This is a genomic window from Paraburkholderia sp. (assembly GCF_047605525.1).
GTDB lineage: Bacteria > Pseudomonadota > Gammaproteobacteria > Burkholderiales > Burkholderiaceae > Paraburkholderia.
In genome coordinates this window covers 54,092-72,089 of sequence record NZ_JASGFN010000033.1, presented here as the reverse complement: position 1 = coordinate 72,089, position 17,998 = coordinate 54,092, and the positions used below count along the sequence as shown (strand labels likewise).

Annotated in this window: 18 protein-coding genes and 1 pseudogene; 15 read left to right on the top strand and 4 right to left on the bottom strand. The window is 66.5% G+C overall.

The features are described 5' to 3' along the window. Positions 1–101: 101 nt before the first annotated feature. From QM685_RS33030 to QM685_RS33010, 5 genes are all read left to right on the top strand, one after another. The gene (locus tag QM685_RS33030; protein WP_415123439.1) at positions 102–752 is read left to right on the top strand and encodes a paraquat-inducible protein A; all 651 of its coding nucleotides are present in this window, start codon (positions 102–104) and stop codon (positions 750–752) included. Then, the gene (locus QM685_RS33025) at positions 745–2,409 is read left to right on the top strand and encodes an intermembrane transport protein PqiB (protein ID WP_415123437.1); all 1,665 of its coding nucleotides are present in this window, start codon (positions 745–747) and stop codon (positions 2,407–2,409) included. Before QM685_RS33030 ends, QM685_RS33025 begins: the two co-directional genes overlap by 8 nt. Beyond that, a complete protein-coding gene (locus tag QM685_RS33020) occupies positions 2,406–3,158 on the top strand; it encodes a PqiC family protein (RefSeq protein WP_415123435.1) in 753 nt (250 codons plus the stop codon). Before QM685_RS33025 ends, QM685_RS33020 begins: the two co-directional genes overlap by 4 nt. A 160-nt stretch (positions 3,159–3,318) precedes the next feature. Continuing rightward, on the top strand, positions 3,319–5,484 hold the full coding sequence (locus tag QM685_RS33015) for a site-specific recombinase (protein ID WP_415123433.1): 2,166 nt from the start codon (positions 3,319–3,321) through the stop codon (positions 5,482–5,484). Between the two features lie 97 nt (positions 5,485–5,581). After that, positions 5,582–6,868 carry a THUMP domain-containing class I SAM-dependent RNA methyltransferase gene (locus QM685_RS33010; RefSeq protein WP_415123431.1) on the top strand — a complete coding sequence of 429 codons (1,287 nt, stop codon included), beginning with the start codon at positions 5,582–5,584 and terminating at the stop codon, positions 6,866–6,868. On the opposite strand, the pseudogene QM685_RS33005 reads toward QM685_RS33010, so the two are convergent. Both QM685_RS33005 and QM685_RS33000 read right to left on the bottom strand, forming a co-directional pair. After that, positions 6,868–7,179, bottom strand: a pseudogene (locus QM685_RS33005) (MFS transporter); the annotation flags it as partial. The gene QM685_RS33010 and the pseudogene QM685_RS33005 sit on opposite strands and share 1 nt — an antisense overlap. Positions 7,180–7,215: 36 nt before the next feature. Continuing rightward, positions 7,216–8,181: a LysR substrate-binding domain-containing protein gene (locus QM685_RS33000; protein WP_415123443.1), complete on the bottom strand. Its 966-nt coding sequence runs from the start codon at positions 8,179–8,181 to the stop codon at positions 7,216–7,218. 145 nt (positions 8,182–8,326) lie between these two features. Here QM685_RS33000 and QM685_RS32995 point away from each other — a divergent pair, with 145 nt between their 5' ends. The 10 genes from QM685_RS32995 (at position 8,327) to QM685_RS32950 (ending at position 16,158) form a co-directional block, all read left to right on the top strand. Further along, a complete protein-coding gene (locus QM685_RS32995; protein ID WP_415123429.1) occupies positions 8,327–9,193 on the top strand; it encodes an alpha/beta fold hydrolase in 867 nt (288 codons plus the stop codon). Beyond that, entirely contained in the window at positions 9,190–9,804 is a 615-nt protein-coding gene (locus QM685_RS32990; RefSeq protein ID WP_415123427.1) for a hypothetical protein, read from the top strand. Before QM685_RS32995 ends, QM685_RS32990 begins: the two co-directional genes overlap by 4 nt. Positions 9,805–9,877: 73 nt before the next feature. Continuing rightward, positions 9,878–11,185, top strand: coding sequence for a cation:dicarboxylate symporter family transporter (locus QM685_RS32985; protein WP_415123425.1), 1,308 nt, complete (start codon positions 9,878–9,880; stop codon positions 11,183–11,185). Between the two features lie 49 nt (positions 11,186–11,234). Beyond that, positions 11,235–11,786, top strand: a complete 552-nt coding sequence (locus tag QM685_RS32980; RefSeq protein WP_415123423.1) for a carboxymuconolactone decarboxylase family protein — start codon at positions 11,235–11,237, stop codon at positions 11,784–11,786. Between the two features lie 197 nt (positions 11,787–11,983). Further along, positions 11,984–12,865, top strand: coding sequence for an alpha/beta fold hydrolase (locus QM685_RS32975; RefSeq protein WP_415123421.1), 882 nt, complete (start codon positions 11,984–11,986; stop codon positions 12,863–12,865). A 194-nt stretch (positions 12,866–13,059) separates the two neighbouring features. Next, positions 13,060–13,860, top strand: coding sequence for an SDR family NAD(P)-dependent oxidoreductase (locus tag QM685_RS32970; protein ID WP_415123419.1), 801 nt, complete (start codon positions 13,060–13,062; stop codon positions 13,858–13,860). Positions 13,861–13,871: 11 nt separating this feature from the next. Further along, the gene (locus QM685_RS32965; protein WP_415123417.1) at positions 13,872–14,750 is read left to right on the top strand and encodes an amidohydrolase family protein; all 879 of its coding nucleotides are present in this window, start codon (positions 13,872–13,874) and stop codon (positions 14,748–14,750) included. Positions 14,751–14,754: 4 nt separating this feature from the next. After that, on the top strand, positions 14,755–14,880 hold the full coding sequence (locus QM685_RS32960) for a hypothetical protein (RefSeq protein WP_415123415.1): 126 nt from the start codon (positions 14,755–14,757) through the stop codon (positions 14,878–14,880). A gap of 111 nt (positions 14,881–14,991) precedes the next feature. Beyond that, on the top strand, positions 14,992–15,375 hold the full coding sequence (locus tag QM685_RS32955; protein WP_415123413.1) for a VOC family protein: 384 nt from the start codon (positions 14,992–14,994) through the stop codon (positions 15,373–15,375). A 42-nt stretch (positions 15,376–15,417) separates the two neighbouring features. Continuing rightward, positions 15,418–16,158 carry a helix-turn-helix transcriptional regulator gene (locus QM685_RS32950; RefSeq protein ID WP_415123411.1) on the top strand — a complete coding sequence of 247 codons (741 nt, stop codon included), beginning with the start codon at positions 15,418–15,420 and terminating at the stop codon, positions 16,156–16,158. A 53-nt stretch (positions 16,159–16,211) separates the two neighbouring features. On the opposite strand, the gene QM685_RS32945 is transcribed toward QM685_RS32950, so the two are convergent. After that, positions 16,212–17,663 (bottom strand): NAD(P)(+) transhydrogenase (Re/Si-specific) subunit beta, encoded by a 1,452-nt coding sequence (locus QM685_RS32945; protein ID WP_415123409.1) that lies wholly within the window; start codon positions 17,661–17,663, stop codon positions 16,212–16,214. After that, positions 17,663–17,989, bottom strand: a complete 327-nt coding sequence (locus QM685_RS32940) for an NAD(P) transhydrogenase subunit alpha (protein WP_415123407.1) — start codon at positions 17,987–17,989, stop codon at positions 17,663–17,665. Before QM685_RS32940 ends, QM685_RS32945 begins: the two co-directional genes overlap by 1 nt. Positions 17,990–17,998 lie beyond the last annotated feature (9 nt).

Genomic DNA, 17,998 nt, shown 5'->3' with positions numbered 1-17,998 from the left:
GCCGGCGGCGCCGCAAGCCGGCACCTCCGCCGATGGCGCCGGCGCCCCGCCCGCGTTGCCGCCCGGCCTGCCACCCGCCGCAAGCAAAGGGTGACCCGGCGATGAAATACGTCACCGCGAAACGCGCCGGCCTCGTCTCCTGTCATGCGTGCGGGCGCGTCGAACCGCGCATCCGCTCGATCACCCCGCAGCACTGCAGCCGCTGCGGCGCGCGCCTGCACACGCGCAACCCCGACAGCCTGATGCGCACCTGGGCGCTGTTGATCGCCGCCGCGCTGCTGTATATTCCGGCCAACCTGCTGCCGGTCATGCACACGTCGTCGCTACTCGGCTCCGAGGACGACACGATCATGAGCGGCGTCGTCTATTTCTGGACCTCCGGCGACTGGCCGCTCGCGGTGATCGTGTTCATCGCGAGCATCCTCGTGCCGATGCTCAAGCTGACCGTGCTCGCGCTGCTCACCATTACCGCGCAGCGCCGCTCGCGCTGGCGTCCGCAGCAGCGCACGACGCTGTACCGGATGGTCGAGCGCATCGGCCGCTGGTCGATGCTCGACGTGTTCGTCGTCACGCTGACCGTCGCGCTGGTGCGCTTCAAATCGCTGGCCGTGATCACGGCGGGCCCGGGCGCGATCGCGTTCGGCTCGGTCGTGATTCTGACGATGATCGCCTCCATGCAATTCGATCCACGGCTCATCTGGGACCCCGTGGAAGGCAGTACCCCAACACCTCAGGATCTTGACCATGACTAGCCCGCAAGGACCGACGACGCCCGCTTCCGATGACGCGCCGCGCAGCGATTCGAACGGACCCAGACTGCCGCCCCAGCTTCCCGACCCCGACATCGAGCCGCGCAGCCGCTGGCTGCCGTCGCTCGTCTGGGTGATTCCGCTGATCGCCGCGCTGATCGGCATCGCGCTCGTGATCAAGTCGGTCACCGAACGCGGGCCCGTCATCACGATCAGTTTCATCAGCGCCGAAGGGCTCGAGCCGGGCAAGACCAAGGTCAAGTACAAGGACGTCGACGTCGGCGCGGTGAAGACGATCACGCTGTCGAAGGATCTGTCGCACGTGCTCGTGCAGGTGCAGCTCACCAAGGAAGGCGAGAAATTCGCGGTCAAGGACTCGCGCTTCTGGGTGGTGCGCCCGCGCGTCGGCGCGAGCGGCGTGTCGGGCCTGACGACGCTGCTTTCGGGCTCGTACATCGGCGCGGACGCCGGCCGCTCGAGCGAGAGCGAGCGCAACTTCGTCGGGCTCGAGACGCCGCCGCCGATCACCGGCGACCAGAAGGGCCGCCAGTACGTGCTGCACGGCGATTCGCTTGGCTCGATCGACATCGGCTCGCCGATCTTCTACCGGCGCGTGCAGGTCGGCCAGGTGGTCGGCTTCTCGCTTGACAAGGACGGCACCGGCGTGACGATGCAGGTGTTCGTGTCCGCGCCGTTCGACCAGTACGTCGGCACCAACACGCGCTGGTGGCATGCGAGCGGCGTCGACCTGCGGCTCGATTCGAGCGGCTTCAAGCTGAACACGCAGTCGCTTGCGACGGTGATCGTCGGCGGTCTGTCGTTCCAGTCGCCGCCCGGTCAGAGCATGGGCCCGCAGGCGCCGAACAACCAGACGTTCCGCCTCGGCTCGGACGAAGCCGACGCGATGCGCGAACCGGACGGCATTCCGCTGCGCGTCGTGATGAACTTCAACCAGTCGCTGCGCGGGCTGTCGATCGGCGCGCCGGTCGACTTCCGCGGCATCGTGCTCGGCCAGGTGACCAACATCGGCATCGACTACGATCCGAAGTCGCGCAGCTTCACGATGCCGGTCACGATGAACGTGTACCCCGACCGCCTCGGCAAGCGCTTCCGCGAAACCGCGCCGCAGCCGGGCACGCTCGCCGGCCAGACGCTGCTCGAGGAACTGGTCAAACACGGGCTGCGCGGCCAGTTGCGCACCGGCAACCTGATCACGAGCCAGCTATACGTGGCGCTCGACATCTTCCCGAAAGCGCCGCCGGCCAAGGTCGACGTGACGAGCGATCCGCTCGAGCTGCCGACGATTCCGAACACGCTCGACGAATTGCAGTTGCAGGTCGCCGACATCGCGAAGAAGCTCGACAAGGTGCCGTTCGACCAGATCGGCGACAACCTGAACAGCGCGCTGAAGAATGCCGACCAGTTGTTCTCGCGTCTCGACAAGGAAGTCGTGCCGCAGGCCCGCGATACGCTCACGGCCGCGAAGCAGACCTTCAGCTCGGCCGAGGCGACGTTGCAGCAGGACTCGCCGCTGCAGTCCGACGTTCATCAGGCGTTGCAGGAACTGACGCGCACGTTGCAGTCGCTGAACGCGCTGTCGGATTACCTCGAGCGTCATCCCGAATCGCTGTTGCGCGGTAAATCAGGAGATAAACCATGATGTTTGCCCGGCTCCCCCGCCCGCCGCGCGGGCTCGCGCGCGGTGCTGCGTACGTCGGCGCGCTGGCCGCGGCAATGGCGATGGCGGCGTGCTCGTCGCCGTCGAGCCGCTTCTATACGTTGGGCGGCGCGGATGCGTCGGCTGCGGCGAACGGCGCCGTGCCGGCCGTCGCGCGCACGGGCGCCGCGCCCGCGTGGCTGATCGAAGTCACGCCGGTCAGCGTGCCGCCGCAGGTGGCGCGCAATCAGCTCGTCGTGCAGACCGGCCCCACCCAGGTGCAGTTGCTCGAGCAGGAGCGTTGGGCGTCGCTGCCCGGCGATGAAATCCGCCGCGCGCTGTCGACGAATCTGACCCAGCAGCTCGGCACCATCGATGCGTCGGGCACCGCGCAGCCGGATGGCGTGGCGGTGTATCGGATCGCGATGAACGTGCAGCGCTTCGAGTCGTGGCCCGGCTCGCATGCGTTGATCGATGCGGTGTGGAGCGTGCGGGCGGTACGCAGCAACGCGGTGATGACGTGCCGCAGCGTGGTCAGCGAGCCGGTCAGCAGCGGCTATGACGCGCTCGTCGACGGACATCGGCGCGCGCTCGCGCAAGTGTCGACGCAGATCGCGGCGGGGGTGCGCTCGATGGCGGCCGCCGCCACCACGGCCACGCCGGCCCGGAGTTCGTCGACGGCCAAAGCGGCCGCGACGCCGGTCGCGCCGCCCTGTCCTGCCGCGGCAACGGGCACGGCGGCCGGCGCCTGACGAGTCCCGCCGGCGCGGGCCCGGTGCGCATCGGTACATGCGCGTCCAGCCGGACCGCGCCGGCTGCTTCAGCGCACCACTTCGGCAAGCGCCTGTCCGCCCCGCTGGCCGCCTCGGCCGGCAATCCATTCGCGTGCACGCGCCTGTGCAGGACAAACCCATGTTCGACTCTCTCAAACGATTGATAAAAAAATGGCGCGCCTCGCGTGACGGCGGCCATCAACTCGACGCGCTGCTCGCGATCGCGGACAAAACCGCGCCGTATGCGGAGCGCAGCGAATGGCTGATCGAACTCGCGCACTGGATTCGCCGCGGCCGCACCGTGCAGCCCGCCGCAACGAGCGCCGACGACACCGCTGCCCGCCAGTCCAACCCCGCGCACACGCGCATCCGCTACCTGCTGCACGTGCTCGATCGCAATCCCGCGTGGAAGGCGAACGTGGCCGGCATCCTGCGTGCGTTGCTGCGCGAAAGCGACGGCCTCTCGCTGCTGTGCGACGCCGGCATGCCGGTGCATTCGGGCTTCTTCGGCGCGGTGTTCGAGCGCCTCGAAGCGTCGCTGATTCCGCCCGCGCCGAACCGCCGCGATCTCACCGCGATCGTCACGTTGATGTTCGGCTCCGAGCGCGACGCCGAATGGATCGAGACGCTGCCCACCGATCTGCTCGCGCGCATCCACGCGCTGTTCGACTACGCGCCCGACGACGATGAAGACGAGCGCGACAGCACGCCCTTCTCGCTCGACCTGCTGGCCGCGCTGCACAACCTGACCTGCCAGATCAGCTCGACCGGACTGTCGCAGACCGTGCGCAGCCGCCTCGGCGGCGCGTCGCCCCGCGACGGCGACGGCCCCGATGACGTGCGCGACGCGCGAACCGCCGACGGCACCGACGTGCGCGCCGCGATGGAAAAGCAGCCGTTCTACCGCCTCACGCGCGCGATGCTGACGGTCGAAACCGCCCACGATGCGTACGCGGCGGGCGGTCCGCAGGAGCCGCTGTTGCGCGAGGTCAACTATTTGCGGCTGCTGCTCGACGAATGCCGCGGCGCGACCGACAACGTGTTCGCGCATCTGTATCGCAATGGCGTGAGCGTCGACATCGTGTTTCAGGTCGAGCGGATGCGTATGCGCATCGAGCGTGCCGAGCACCTGCTCGATGCATGGATGGCGCAGCACGACCTGCGCGCGGCCGCACGCCTGACCGCCGAGCTCGTGCGCGCGAATCACGCGAGCCAGAGCGTCGCGCATCTGGCGCGCAGCAACTCTTCGCTGCTGGCGCGCAAGATCGTCGAGTACAGCGCCGACACCGGCGAACACTACATCGCACGCGACCGCGCCGAGTATCTGAAGATGATGCGCATGGCCGCCGGCGGCGGACTCGTGACCGTCGTCACCGTGTGCGTGAAGTTCGCGATCACGGGCGCCCATCTGCATGCGATGCTCGAAGGCGTGCTGGCCGGTTTCAACTATGCGGCGAGCTTTCTGCTGATGCACTTCCTGCATTTCTCGCTCGCGACCAAGCAGCCCGCGATGACCGCGCCGACGCTCGCGCGCGAGCTCGACGGCGTCGGCACGCCGGCCGGCGTCGACAGTTTCGTGAGTTCGGTGACCGCGCTGATGCGCACCCAGGCCGCCGCGGTGCTCGGCAACGTGCTGCTGGTGTTTCCCGTCAGCCTGTGCGTGGATCTGCTGTGGCATGCGATGTTCAACCACGACCTCATCTCGGCCGACAAGGCGATCGCGACGCTGCAGTCGTTCTCGCTGATCGGCCCGACGCCGTTCTATGCGGCGCTGACCGGCGTGCTACTGTGGTCGTCGAGCCTGCTCGCGGGCTGGGCGGACAACTGGTTCATCCTGCATCGCGTCGCCGACGCGCTCGCCTACAACCGGCGCCTGCGCATGACGCTCGGCGCGGCCGGCGCCGACCGGCTCGCGCGCTTTTGCCGCGCGAACGTCGCGGGCGTGGTCGGCAACGTCACGCTCGGCCTGATGCTCGGACTCGTGCCGGCGATCCTCACCGCATTCGCGTTCAAGTTCGAGGTACGTCACGTGACGCTCTCGGCGGGCTCGATCGGCGTGGCGATCGGCGTGCTCGGCGAAGACGCGCTGAAGATGCCGGCGCTGTGGTGGGCCGTGGCGGGCGTCGGCAGCATGGCGATTCTCAACGTCGCGGTGAGCTTCGCGCTGGCGTTCTACATGGCGGTGAAATCGCGCGATTTGCGGCGCAATGCGGTGCGCTCGCTGCGCGGGGCGATCTGGCAGCGGCTGAGAAGGCATCCGCTGGAGCTCGTGTGGCCGGCCAAAGCGGCACCCGAGGCGCGATAACGCCGCGCCACGCGCCGTCCCGGCGCGCCGATCGCACCGGGACGGCGACCCCGACCGCGTACAATAGCGCCTCATCCAACGCCTTGCGGCAACCTCAATGTCCTTCGATTTCTTCCTTCCTTGCCCGCGTGGGCTCGAAGCCCCGCTCGCGGCCGAACTCGCCGAAATTGCCGCCAAACATCTGAACGGCGCGCCGTTCACGGCCGGCGCCCAGGTGCCGGGCGGCGTGCATTTCCGTGGCGGCTGGGCCGCCGGCATGGCGGCCAATCTGCATTCGCGTCTGGCGAGCCGCGTGCTGCTGAAAATCGCGCAACGGCCCTATCGCAACGAGCAGGACATCTACGCGCTCGCGCTCGAGCAGCGCTGGGAGCAGTGGTTCTCCGCGCACGAGACGCTGCGCGTCGACGTCACCGCGATCAAGTCGCCGCTGCGCAGCCTCGAATTCACGACGCTGCGCGTGAAGGACGCAATCTGCGACCGTCTGCGTGAAAAAAGCGGCGCGCGCCCGAGCATCGACACCGCGATGCCCGACGTGCGCGTGTTCGCATTCCTGACCGCGACCGACTGCACGCTCTATCTCGACACCTCGGGCGATCCGCTGTTCAAGCGCGGCTGGCGTCTGGACAAGGGCGCGGCCCCGCTGCGCGAAAACCTCGCGGCGGGCATTCTGCGTCTGACCGGCTGGCAGGCCGGCACACCGCTGTATGACCCGATGTGCGGCAGCGGCACGTTCCTCGCCGAAGCGGCGCAGGTCGCGCTGAACATCGCGCCGGGCGTCGAGCGCCGCTTCGGCTTCGAGAAGCTCAAACAGTTCGACGCGCGGACCTGGCAAGCGCTGAGGGGAGCCGCGCTCGAAGCGAAAAACACGGCACGCGGCTCGCGCGGTGCCGATCTGCAGATTTTCGGCAGCGACATCTCCGGCGACATGCTCGAAAAAGCGCGCGCGAACTTCGAGCGCGCCGGTTTGCCGGCCATTGCTCTCAAGCAGCTCGATGCGCGCGACATGACGCCGCCTGCGTCGACGCCGGGCATCCTCGTCGCGAATCCGCCGTATGGCGAGCGCATCGAAGTGCGCGGCCGCAATGCGCGCGGCGAGCTTCGCGAAGGCCGCGGCCAACGTGAGGACGACGGCTTTCGCCGCATTCAGGAAGAAGCGCCGGACAGCGAGTTTTTCCAGTTGCTCGGCAATGCATTGAAGCAGCGCTTCGCAGGATGGCATGCGTTCATCCTGACCTCGGATCGCAAGCTGCCGGGGCAACTGCGACTGCGCGAATCGACGAAGACGCCGCTCTTTAACGGCGCGCTCGAATGCCGGCTGTTCCGCTTCGATCTGATCGCGGGTAGCGTGCGGCAACGTCCGCAGAGCGATACGCCGGGGGGTTGAATCAGCGCGGGAAAAAGGCCTGCTTCCGCGGCGCCGAGCAGCATCCGCATCACGTAAAACGAGGTCTCGCCACGTACGAACATCATCGCTGCGGACAGCGTGCCCCACGTGATCGCGATACCCACGATCCAGCGGCGAGGACCGAAACGGTGCGCAGCCAGGTTGCCCGGGACTTCGAGCAGCGCATAGCCTAGAAAGAAGATGCCGGCGCCGAAACCATCCGCGGCAGCCGACAACCCCAGATCGACCGCGAGCTGGCTCCTGGCGATCGAGACGTTGGTGCGATCGAGACAGGACAGCAGGTAGGTCAGGCGATCGACCCGTCACGCTGCCTCGATGACGCGAAGCTATTCGTCGTGTGTCATGCGCGTCGCGCTCAGTTCGCTATCGCCGAGCCACGTGACGTAGCCCTTCCATGGGCCGTCGACCACCAGCTCGCGCACGTTGTCCCGCACCACGTCGGCCATCGCGCGCACGAGTCGCGAGGCACGCTGTTCACGCAGTGTCGCGAGCGACACGATCGAGCGGATCGACGGCCGCTCGATCGGCAGCGCCCGCAGATCGCCGCGCTCGACTTCTTCCTGAATGGCCGTGTAGGTCAGCAGCGAGTAGCCGAGGCCGCGATTCACGAGCGCCTTGGTCAGCGTGACGCTGTCCACTTCGAGCATGACGCGCAGATGCACGCCGTGCTGCACGGCCGCCTGTTCGAGCACGCGCCGGTTCGCATGCGGAAAACCCGGCACGATCAGCGGCAATTCGGCGAGATCGCGAATGCGCAGCGGCTCGCCGCCGCGTCGTTCGATCACGGTATCGTCGGGCGGACCGACGATCACCATTGCTTCGCTGCACAGCGGCAGCACATCGAATGCTTCGAGCGCGGGCTGGTTGTAGACGATCGCGAGATCGACGCGCCGGTCGAGCAGCCATTCCTGCAACGAGCTGCTGAGCCCTTCGCGGATATGCAGCCCGACCGCGGGCCAGCGCGCGCGAAACGCCTCGACGATCGGCGCCGATACGCGCACGCCGATCGCAGGCGGCATGCCGAGCGCGATATGTCCGCTCAGCCGATCGGTCGACGCGCGCACATGCTCGCCCGTCTGCGCGACGAAGTTGATGATCATCTCCGCGCGTTCGAGCAACTGCGCGCCGCCGCTCGTCAACCGCACGCCGCGTCCGTGGCGCACGAACAGCGCGGTGCCGAGTTCTTCTTCGAGCTTGGCGATCTGCCGGCTCAACGCCGGCTGCGCGACGTACAACTCGGCGGCCGCGCGGCTGAAGCTGCCCACTCGCGCGATGTGTACGAACGAACGCAGTTCCTTGATTTCGATGATCGTCTCCGGTCATGCCGCGCGCCCACCCTCGCAGCTATGCTTTTGCAGCATAGCTTTCCATCGAAAAAAGGTTTTTGTCAATAGCCCGCGCTCGGGGCACAGTATTAAAAAACGGAGACAGCCTTTCATGAACGTGCTTTCAGAGCCTCCTGCCGCGCTCGCGTCGAAAGATAGCGAAGCGGCATGGATCGACGCCTGCGGACTCAGCCTTCACTACGTGCTCACGGCAGCGGCAGTGGAATCGTCGGCTGCCGGCACGGTCGTGTTGATTCATGAGCTGGGCGGAAGCATCGCGAGTTGGGACGCCATCGTGTCTACGTCGAACGCATCGCGCCGCGTCCTTCGCTACGATCAGCGCGGACATGGCGAGTCGGAAAAGGTCCGCGCGCCGTTCTCGCTCGCCGATCACGTGGACGATCTGCGCACGCTGCTCGACGCACTCTCGTTGTACGAACCGTGCTGGCTCGTCGCGGCCGCCGCGGGCGCGGCGATCGCGGTGGACTTCGCGGCGCGCTATCCGGCACGCGTCGCAGGCATCGTGATGTGCGCGCCGGCCCTCGACGTCGATCCGTCGCGCCGCGGCTATCTGCGCGAGCGCGCTGAGCGGGCCAGAGTCCACGGCATGCGCGCGATCGTCGACAGCACGCTCGATCAGTCCTGGCCACCGGTGTTGCGCGACGACCCGCGCGCGCTCGATGCCTATCGTGCTTATCGAGCGCGCCTGCTCGCCAACGATCCCGTCTGCTATGCGCTCGCGAACGACGCGCTCAGCGACGTCGATCTGCGTGCGCAGTTGCCGGCCTTGCGCTGTCCGTGCCTGCTGCTCGCCGGAGAGCACGATCTGCAACGGCCGCCCGCGCGCGTTGCCGCGCAAGCCGCGCTCATTGCCGGCAGCGCGTTCGACACGGTGCCGGCCGGTCACCTGATGGCCGTGCAAAAGCCCGCGCAAGTGCTCGACAGAATCGAAGCGTTTATCGATGGAGACAATCGATGAGCCACGACGCCCGGAGCGCACTGCTGATGGTGTCGATGGAGCCGCCGGCCTCGCTCGAAGAGGAGTTCAACGACTGGTACGACACCGAGCATTTTCCGCAGCGCCTCGCGCTGCCGGGATTCGTGTCGGCGTCGCGCTGGACCTGCGTGGAGGGCTGGCCGCGCTGGATGGCGCTGTACGACCTCGCGTCGCTCGACGCGCTCGATAGCGACGCGTACCGCAGCGTGTCCGGCTCGCAATCGACGCCGTGGAGCAAGCGTCTGCTGCCGCGCACGGTGGGCCGCTCGCGCGTCGTGGCGGTCGCGCTCGACGGGCACGCAGAAGCACAACAGGATCCGGACACGGTCAGCCGCCTGGTTGCGATGAGCGTACCGCTGAGCGTTGGCGCGGCATCGGCGGAATCGATCGTCGCGGCCGTGCGTGAAGCGCTTGCCGCACGCGAGGATCTGCTGCAACTGCGCGGCTTCGTCGAGGATGACGAAACCGTATGGATTTTTGTCGCATTCGATTCACCGGCCACTTCGGCACTCGCCGCGCAAATCGGCCGCCCGTGCGGATGCGGCATCAGGACTTTCAACATTTATGTGCCATATCGGCGCAGCAGCTACTGACGGCACGACTCGCCACGGCCGCATCCGAGCCGAGGCGGCAAACGGTAGCGAAGAACAGACAACGGAGACAGGGATGACACAACTCAGGAAGCTGCACGTCCAGGTGCTGCTCGCGCTCATGCTCGCGGTGCTGGTCGGCATCGTCGCACCGGCCACCGCGATCGCGATGAAACCGCTCGGCGACGCCTTCATCGGACTCTTGCGCATGCTGCTCGCGCCGATCGTGTTCTGCACCGTCGTGCACGGCATGTCGCACGTGCAGGACATGCGCAAGCTGGGCCGGCTCGGCGCGAAGACGCTGATCTACTTCGAGGTGGTCAGCACGCTCGCGCTGTTCGTGGGCCTCGTGCTCGTCAACGTGTTCAAGCCCGGTGTCGGCATGCATGCGGTGCACCTCGAAAGCACCGGCAAGATCGCGCAGTTCGCGGAATCGGCCGCGCATATGTCGGTCGGCGATTTTCTGCTCGGCATCGTGCCGACCACGCTCGTCGGCGCATTCGCGACCGGCAACATCCTGCAGGTGCTGTTCATCGCGATCCTCGCGGGTATCGCGCTGAACCTGTCGGTCGGCCGCGATTCGGTGCTGCTACGCGGCGTCGGCGAGGCGCAGCGCGTGCTGTTCACGATTCTCGGCTTCATCATGCGGCTCGCACCCATCGGCGCATTCGGCGCGATGGCCGCCGCGGTGGGCAACTACGGCGGCGCCACCATGCTGTATCTGATGAAGCTCGTGCTGCTCTACTGGGCCGGCTCGATCGGCTTCGTGCTGATCGTGTTCGGCGGTATCACCGCGTCGTGCGGCGTGTCGATCTTCGCGGTGCTGCGCCTGATTCGCGAGGAACTGCTGCTGGTGTTCGGCACGGCCTCGGGCGAAGTGGCGTTTCCGCGTCTCGTGCAGAAGCTGCAGCAGGCGGGCTGCGACGAGATGGTGGTCGGCTTCGTGCTGCCGGCCGGCTACAGCTTCAATCTCGACGGCACTGGAATCTATATGGCGATGTCGGTCGGCTTCATCGCGCAGGCGACCGATACGCCGTTCTCGATCGCCCAGCAGATCGCGCTGCTCGGTGTGCTGATGCTGACCTCGAAGGGCGGCACGACCGTCGCGGGCGGCGCGTTCATCAAGCTCGCCGCGACGATGGAATCGCTGCGCGTGCTGCCGTTGGGCGGGCTCGGGCTGCTGTTCGGCATCGACCGTCTGATGGCGACCGCGACGGCGCTCACCAACATGATCGGCAACACGGTCGCCGTGATCGCACTGGCGAAATGGGAACACGCGTTCGACGCCGACGCTTTTCGCGCGTGGCACGGAGTGCATCGCCCGCAAGACAGTCGCGAAACGCGCGCCGCCGCGCTCGCGTCGAACCGGTCATCCACGAAATAGCGGCGACGTCCGCTCACTTCATGCATCTCATGCTCAACAAGGAACTTCGATGAAACGCATCGCCGATCTCGATCCCGATCAGATGACCCCGGCGCAGCGCGGCGTCTACGACACGATCGCCGGCGGCCCACGCAAGGGCGTACGCGGTCCGCTCGCCGTCTGGCTGCATCGTCCGGAACTGGCGCAGCACGCGCAGGCACTGGGCCGCTATTGCCGCTATGAAACGACGCTGCCGCCGCGCCTGTCGGAACTCGCGATTCTGACGCTGGCCCGCGTCTGGGGCTCGGAATACGAATGGTATGCGCACAAGCCGATCGCGCTCGAAGCGGGCGTGAGCCCCGAGGTGGTCGAAGCGATTCGCACGCATGCGCAGCCGGTTTTCTCGCAGCCCGACGAAGCCGTGGTCCACGCGTTCCTGACCGAACTGCATCGCGACCGCAAGGTGTCGGATGCGCGCTATGCCGAAGCGGTCGAACGGCTCGGCGAAGCGGGCGTGATCGATCTGGTCGGACTGGCCGGTTACTACACGTTGATCTCGATGACGATCAACGTCTTTCGGGTGGCACAGCCCGCGGGCGTGCCGAACGAACTCGAAGAATGAGCTACATGAGCAAAACGACTCGATGTCCGGAAATCGGGTGACGCTCTAAATCGTCGCTAACTCCCTGACACGCAATGGCCCGGAGCAGCCTCATGGTATGGGGCAGGCCATAGCGTGCTTCGCACACGAGATACGCGGACAGTGACGGCGAATGCTGTCGCAGATTCAACGCGTTTATAAGTTTTCGGGAAACGTTAATGAAATTCGCAAAATGTCGTCTCGCTGCAGTTCTCTTCACAGTGTCTGTGAGCTGTTTCGCGGCGACGGGCTCAGCTCACGTCACCGACGAAGTCGTCAAACACGGCAACGTCCAGATCGAAGTGCTGACCCAAGGCAAGGGGCCGACCATCGTCATTCTTCCGTCGTTGGGGCGTTCGGCGCGCGACTATGACCAGGTCGCCCAGTACCTCGTGGCCGATGGCTTCCGCGTGCTGCGCCCCGAACCGCGCGGAATCGGCAAGAGCAAGGGCCCGATGGAAAACCTGAGCGTCCACGACTTTGCGGCTGACGTGGCGATGGTAATCGACCAGAAGCATGCCGGCCCTGTCGTCGTCGTCGGACATGCCTGGGGCAACTTCGCCGCGCGTCAACTGGCAGCGGATCGTCCCGACCTTGTAAAGGGCGTCGTTGTAGCGGCCGGGTCAGCGGGCAAGGTTCCTCCGGGTATCACCGGGAAGCCCATCAGCGCGGAGATGCGCGAAGCGATCGACGGTGCGGGAAACCTCGAGCTTCCGGAAGCACAACGGCTTCAGTACCTGAAGAAGGCGTTTTTCGCGCCCGGAAACGACCCTCGCGTGTGGCTGGAGGGCTGGTATCCGGAAACCCTCGAGGCAGAGGGGCATGCTCGTAACACCACACCGGTCGACGACTACTTCGCCGCCGGTACAGCACCGATTCTCGACCTGCAGGGCGAGAACGATGCGGTGGCTCCCCGGCGGTTCTCGCAAGTGCTCGAGAACATGCTTGGTGACCGCGTGACGGTGGTCGTGTTGCCGAACGCGGGGCACGCAATGGCGCCCGAACAGCCCAGGGCCATGGCCGACGCCATTTCGACGTTTGCGAAGCGGGTAAGCCAATAACTACCGGCTCGATGTCCGAGCGGAGGCAAGCGGTCGGATGCGCGCCATGCCGAAGCGGTCGAACGGCTCGGCGAAGCGGGCGTGATCGATCGGGTCGGACCGGCCGGCTACTACACGTTGATCTCGATGACGATCAACGTCTTTCAGGTGGCACAGCCCGCGGGCGTGCCGAACGAACCCGGAGAATGAAGCAGATGAGCAAACGACTCGACAACAAGGTAGCCATCGTGACGGGCGCGGGCTGCGTCGGGCCCGGCTGGGGCAATGGGCGCGCGGTGGCGGTGCGCTTTGCCGAGGAAGGCGCGAAGATCTATGCGGTCGATCGCAATCTCGACGCGATGCAGGAAACGCTCGAGCGCGTGCGCGCGGTCGGCGGGGAAGTCATGGCCGCCGCATGCGACGTGACCGATAGCGAAGCGGTCGCGCGCATGGTCGAAGGCTGCGTCAAAATCTATGGCCACGTGGACATTCTCGTCAACAACGTCGGCGGCTCGGCGGCGGGCGGCCCGGTCGCGCTCGATGAAGACAAATGGGATGCGCAGATCGCGCTGAATCTGAAAAGCGTGTACCTGACCTGCAAGCATGTCTTACCCGTGATGGAAGCCCAGCGCGCGGGCGCGATCGTCAACACCGCATCGACCTCCGGCATTCGCTGGACCGGTGCCGCGCAGGTCGCGTATGCGGCGTCGAAGGCCGGCGTGATCCAGTTGTCGCGCGTCGTCGCGGTCGAATATGCAGGTAAGGGGATTCGCGTGAACACGGTGGTGCCGGGTCAATTGCACACGCCGATGGTCGAGGCGCGCCTCGCCGGCCAGCGCGCGGGCGGCGACGTCGATGCGCTGCTCAAGCAACGTCTCGCGCGAATTCCACTCGGCTTCATGGGCGATGGCCGCGACACCGCGAACGCGGCGTTGTACCTCGCATCGGATGAAGCGCGTTTCGTGACCGGCACCGAGGTGATCGTCGACGGCGGCATGACCGTGCGTTGCGGTTGAGGAGCGCAGCCATGACCCAGCCTCTGAAGACTTCCGACGCGCCGCTCGCTCATCCGCGCACGCCGCTACTGCAATTGCCGCCCGGCAGCTGCGACTCGCACTGCCACATCTACGGACCGTTCGACCGCTATCCGCTGCCCGACGATCGCAGCTTCAACCCCGCGCTCGCACCCGAAACCGCGTTGCGCACATGGCACGAGCGCTTCGGCTTCAGCCGCGCGGTGATCGTGCAAAGCCAGGGGCACGGCTTCGATCATCGGCCGCTGCTCGACGCGCTGCGTGATGGCGCGGGCCGCTATCGCGGCGTCGCGCTGGTGCGGCCGACGGACCCCGACTCGCGGATCGCCGAGTTCGCCGCGGCCGGCGTGTGCGGCGCGCGCTTTCACTTTCTCGCGCATCTCGGCGGCCGCACCGATCTCGACGTGATCCGCAACGTCGTGGCAAAGATCCGGCCGTTCGGCTGGCACGTGGCGATCCACGTGGCCGGCAACGATATCGTCGAGTACGCGCCGTTCATCCTGTCGCTCGACATGCCCGTCGTGATCGACCATATGGCGCGCCTCGACATCGCCGATGGTCCGGATGGCGCGGCGATGAACGCGCTGCGCCGCCTGATGGACAGCGGCCGCGTGTGGGTGAAGCTCAGCGCCGCCGACCGTCTGTCGCAGACCGGCACGCCGTTTCACGACGTGCTGCCGGTCGCGCACAGTCTCGCCGCGCATGCGCCGCAGCGTGTGCTGTGGGGCAGCGACTGGCCGCACGTCAATCTGCACGGTCCGATGCCCGACGACGGCGACCTCACCGACCTGATCGCGCAGATCGTGCCGGACGAGCAACAGCGCCGCTTGTTGCTGGTCGACAACCCCGTCGAGTTTTTTGGCTTCGAGTAAAACCATGTTCTCTTCGCCGTTGTCCGCGGCGCAAGGCACCGCCTTCGCCGGCATGGTCGCGATGCCCGCGATGCGGGTGGTCGCGGCGGCGTTGACTGGGGTTTTGATCGCGATGACGAAGGAGGCGTGAAGCGGTCGTAACCCACCCTACTGCCACCACGCTGTCAGTAGCACCCCCGCACACTCCTTCTCACGCCATCCGGCACTTGCCCGGCCTACTGCCAAACCGAAGGAGAACGTCATGTCCGCATTGCCCAAAGTCGTTGCCTGGTTCGAAATTCCGTCCGTCGATTTCGACCGCGCGGTGCGCTTTTACGAAGCCGCGCTCGACACTAAACTGAACCGCCAGGAATTCGGCGGCCAGCCGATCGCCGTGTTCGGCTACGAGGAGCCGGCCACCGGCGGCGCGATCGTCCATAGCCCGTCGATGACACCCGCCGACGACGGCGTGATCGTCTACCTGAACGCACAGCCCACCGTCGACGCGGCCCTTGCGCGCATCGAAGAGGCCGGCGGCAAGACCAATGGACCGGTCATCAAGCTGCCGCAGGATATCGGCTACATCGCGTTCTTCACCGATACCGAAGGCAACCGCCTCGGCCTGCATTCGCGGACCAATGGTTGATGGCGATTGACGGCAGCCGGGACGGCTGAGCAGCGGATGGGCATGCGGCGCTATCATCGCGGGACCGCTCCCCTCCTCCTCTACCCGACGCCCACGATGACGCGCCGCGCCGACCGCCTGTTCCAGATCGCCGAACTGCTGCGCGGCCGGCGTCTGACCACCGCGCAGCAACTGGCCGAATGGCTCAACGTGTCGTTGCGCACGGTCTATCGCGACGTGCGCGATCTGCAACTGTCGGGGGTGCCGATCGAAGGCGAAGCGGGCATCGGCTACCGGCTGTCCCGCTCGGCGAGCCTGCCGCCGCTCACCTTCACCGCCGACGAACTCGCCGCGCTCGCGGCCGGCGCGCGCATGCTCGAATCGTGGGGCGGCGCGGGCTTCGCAAGCGGCGCGCGCGGGGCGCTCGCGAAGATCGCCTCGGCGATGCCGGCCGACAAGCGCGCGACGCTCGAACGGCTCGCGATCTTCGCGCCGTCGTTTCACATCAAGGGGGATTTCTCGGCGCAGCTCGACACGCTGCATCGCGCGATCGACGCACGTCAGGTGGTGCGCTTCGCCTACACCGATGCGAACGGCGCCGGGACCGAGCGGCGCGTCTGGCCGCTCGCGCTCGCGTACTGGGGCGCGCGCTGGACGCTCGGCGCATGGTGCGAATTGCGCGGCGACTTCCGCAATTTCGGGCTCGAGAAAATCCGCGATCTCGAAGTACTCGAAACTTATCCGGATCAGGAAGGCAGGCGGCTCGCGGACCTGCTGCGGCACGTGAACGCGAAGCCGAGATAGGGCGCGGAAAAACCGCGGGAAGCGGCGGCGCCGCGCCCCCGCCGCCGGCAAACTCACTCCACCGCCTTGACCATATCCTCGATCACCTTCTTCGCATCGCCGAACACCATCATCGTCTTGTCCATATAGAACAGGTCGTTGTCGAGCCCGGCGTAGCCCGCCGCCATCGAGCGCTTGTTGACGATCACCGTGCGCGCCTTGTACGCCTCGATGATCGGCATCCCAGCGATCGGCGACTTCGGATCGTTCTTCGCGGCCGGATTCACGACGTCGTTCGCACCGAGCACGAGCACCACGTCGACCTGACCGAACTCGCCGTTGATGTCCTCCATCTCGTACACCATGTCGTACGGCACTTCGGCTTCGGCGAGCAGCACGTTCATATGGCCCGGCATCCGTCCGGCCACCGGGTGAATCGCGTACTTCACCTCGATGCCCTTCTCGACGAGCTTGTCGGTCAATTCCTTCAGCGCATGCTGCGCGCGCGCGACCGCGAGGCCGTAGCCCGGCACGATCACGACGGTTTCGGCGTTGCCGAGCATGAACGACGCATCATCGGCCGAACCCGATTTCACCGGACGCTGCTCGGCCGCGCCGGCCACGGCCGCACCCGGCTCGTTGCCGAAGCCGCCGAGAATCACGTTGAAGAACGAGCGGTTCATCGCGCGACACATGATGTACGACAGGATCGCGCCCGACGAGCCCACCAGCGAGCCCGCGATGATCAGCATCGGATTGTTCAGCGAGAAGCCGATGCCCGCCGCCGCCCAGCCCGAGTACGAATTCAGCATCGACACGACCACCGGCATGTCCGCGCCGCCGATCGGAATGATGATCAGCACGCCGAGCACGAACGCGATGATCGTCATGATGATGAACGGCAACCACGACTGCGTGAGGAAGAAGAGGATGCCGAAGCCGATCATCGCGATCGCGAGCATCAGGTTGAGCAGATGCTGGCCGCCATACACGACCGGCGCGCCCTGAAACAGCCGGAACTTGTACTTGCCGGACAGCTTGCCGAACGCGATCACCGAGCCGGAGAACGTGATCGCGCCGACGAACGTGCCGATGAACAGCTCGATGCGGTTGCCGTACGGCAGGAAGCCCGGAACCGGATTGTCGGGATCGACGAGGCCGAACGCGGCCGGCTCCGACACGACCGCATACGCGATGCACACGGCCGCGAGACCGATCAGCGAGTGCATCGCCGCGACGAGTTCGGGCATCTTCGTCATCTCGACGCGCGCGGCGACGAACGCGCCCACCGCGCCGCCGACCACCAGCCCGAACAGCAGCAGGCCGAGCCCGAGACCGAGATTGGAGCCGAGCGCGGCGGCCTGCTTCGAGATCAGCGCGAGGGTCGTGAGGATCGCGATCGCCATCCCGACCATGCCGAAGGTATTGCCGACGCGCGCGGTCTTCGGATTCGACAGCCCCTTGAGCGCCTGGATGAAGCAGACCGACGCGACCAGATATAGCAGCGTGACGACGTTCAGGCTCATTACGCGCCCTCCTTACCGGCTGCCGGAAGTTTCTTCGGTTCCTTCTTCTTGAACATCTCCAGCATTCGCCGCGTGACGAGAAATCCGCCGAACACGTTGACGGCGGCGAGCGCGACCGCGATCGTGCCGAAGAACTTGCCCGCGCCGCCGACCGTGAGCCCCGCCGCGAGCATCGCGCCGACGATCACGATCGCCGAGATCGCATTGGTCACGGCCATCAGCGGTGTGTGCAGCGCGGGCGTGACGTTCCAGACCACGTGATAGCCGACGTAGATCGCCAGCACGAAGATGATCAGATTGATCACGGTGTGATTGATGACTTCCATCGCCATGCT

Excerpts from the sequence above, each read along its gene's own strand:
- QM685_RS33030 (WP_415123439.1), top strand. The coding sequence starts at position 102 with ATGAAATACGTCACCGCGAAACGCGCCGGCCTCGTCTCCTGTCATGCG.
- QM685_RS33025 (WP_415123437.1), top strand. The coding sequence starts at position 745 with ATGACTAGCCCGCAAGGACCGACGACGCCCGCTTCCGATGACGCGCCG.
- QM685_RS33020 (WP_415123435.1), top strand. The coding sequence starts at position 2,406 with ATGATGTTTGCCCGGCTCCCCCGCCCGCCGCGCGGGCTCGCGCGCGGT.
- QM685_RS33015 (WP_415123433.1), top strand. The coding sequence starts at position 3,319 with ATGTTCGACTCTCTCAAACGATTGATAAAAAAATGGCGCGCCTCGCGT.
- QM685_RS33010 (WP_415123431.1), top strand. The coding sequence starts at position 5,582 with ATGTCCTTCGATTTCTTCCTTCCTTGCCCGCGTGGGCTCGAAGCCCCG.
- QM685_RS32995 (WP_415123429.1), top strand. The coding sequence starts at position 8,327 with ATGAACGTGCTTTCAGAGCCTCCTGCCGCGCTCGCGTCGAAAGATAGC.
- QM685_RS32990 (WP_415123427.1), top strand. The coding sequence starts at position 9,190 with ATGAGCCACGACGCCCGGAGCGCACTGCTGATGGTGTCGATGGAGCCG.
- QM685_RS32985 (WP_415123425.1), top strand. The coding sequence starts at position 9,878 with ATGACACAACTCAGGAAGCTGCACGTCCAGGTGCTGCTCGCGCTCATG.
- QM685_RS32980 (WP_415123423.1), top strand. The coding sequence starts at position 11,235 with ATGAAACGCATCGCCGATCTCGATCCCGATCAGATGACCCCGGCGCAG.
- QM685_RS32975 (WP_415123421.1), top strand. The coding sequence starts at position 11,984 with ATGAAATTCGCAAAATGTCGTCTCGCTGCAGTTCTCTTCACAGTGTCT.
- QM685_RS32970 (WP_415123419.1), top strand. The coding sequence starts at position 13,060 with ATGAGCAAACGACTCGACAACAAGGTAGCCATCGTGACGGGCGCGGGC.
- QM685_RS32965 (WP_415123417.1), top strand. The coding sequence starts at position 13,872 with ATGACCCAGCCTCTGAAGACTTCCGACGCGCCGCTCGCTCATCCGCGC.
- QM685_RS32960 (WP_415123415.1), top strand. The coding sequence starts at position 14,755 with ATGTTCTCTTCGCCGTTGTCCGCGGCGCAAGGCACCGCCTTCGCCGGC.
- QM685_RS32955 (WP_415123413.1), top strand. The coding sequence starts at position 14,992 with ATGTCCGCATTGCCCAAAGTCGTTGCCTGGTTCGAAATTCCGTCCGTC.
- QM685_RS32950 (WP_415123411.1), top strand. The coding sequence starts at position 15,418 with ATGCGGCGCTATCATCGCGGGACCGCTCCCCTCCTCCTCTACCCGACG.
- QM685_RS32945 (WP_415123409.1), bottom strand. The coding sequence starts at position 17,663 with ATGAGCCTGAACGTCGTCACGCTGCTATATCTGGTCGCGTCGGTCTGC.
- QM685_RS32940 (WP_415123407.1), bottom strand. The coding sequence starts at position 17,989 with ATGGAAGTCATCAATCACACCGTGATCAATCTGATCATCTTCGTGCTG.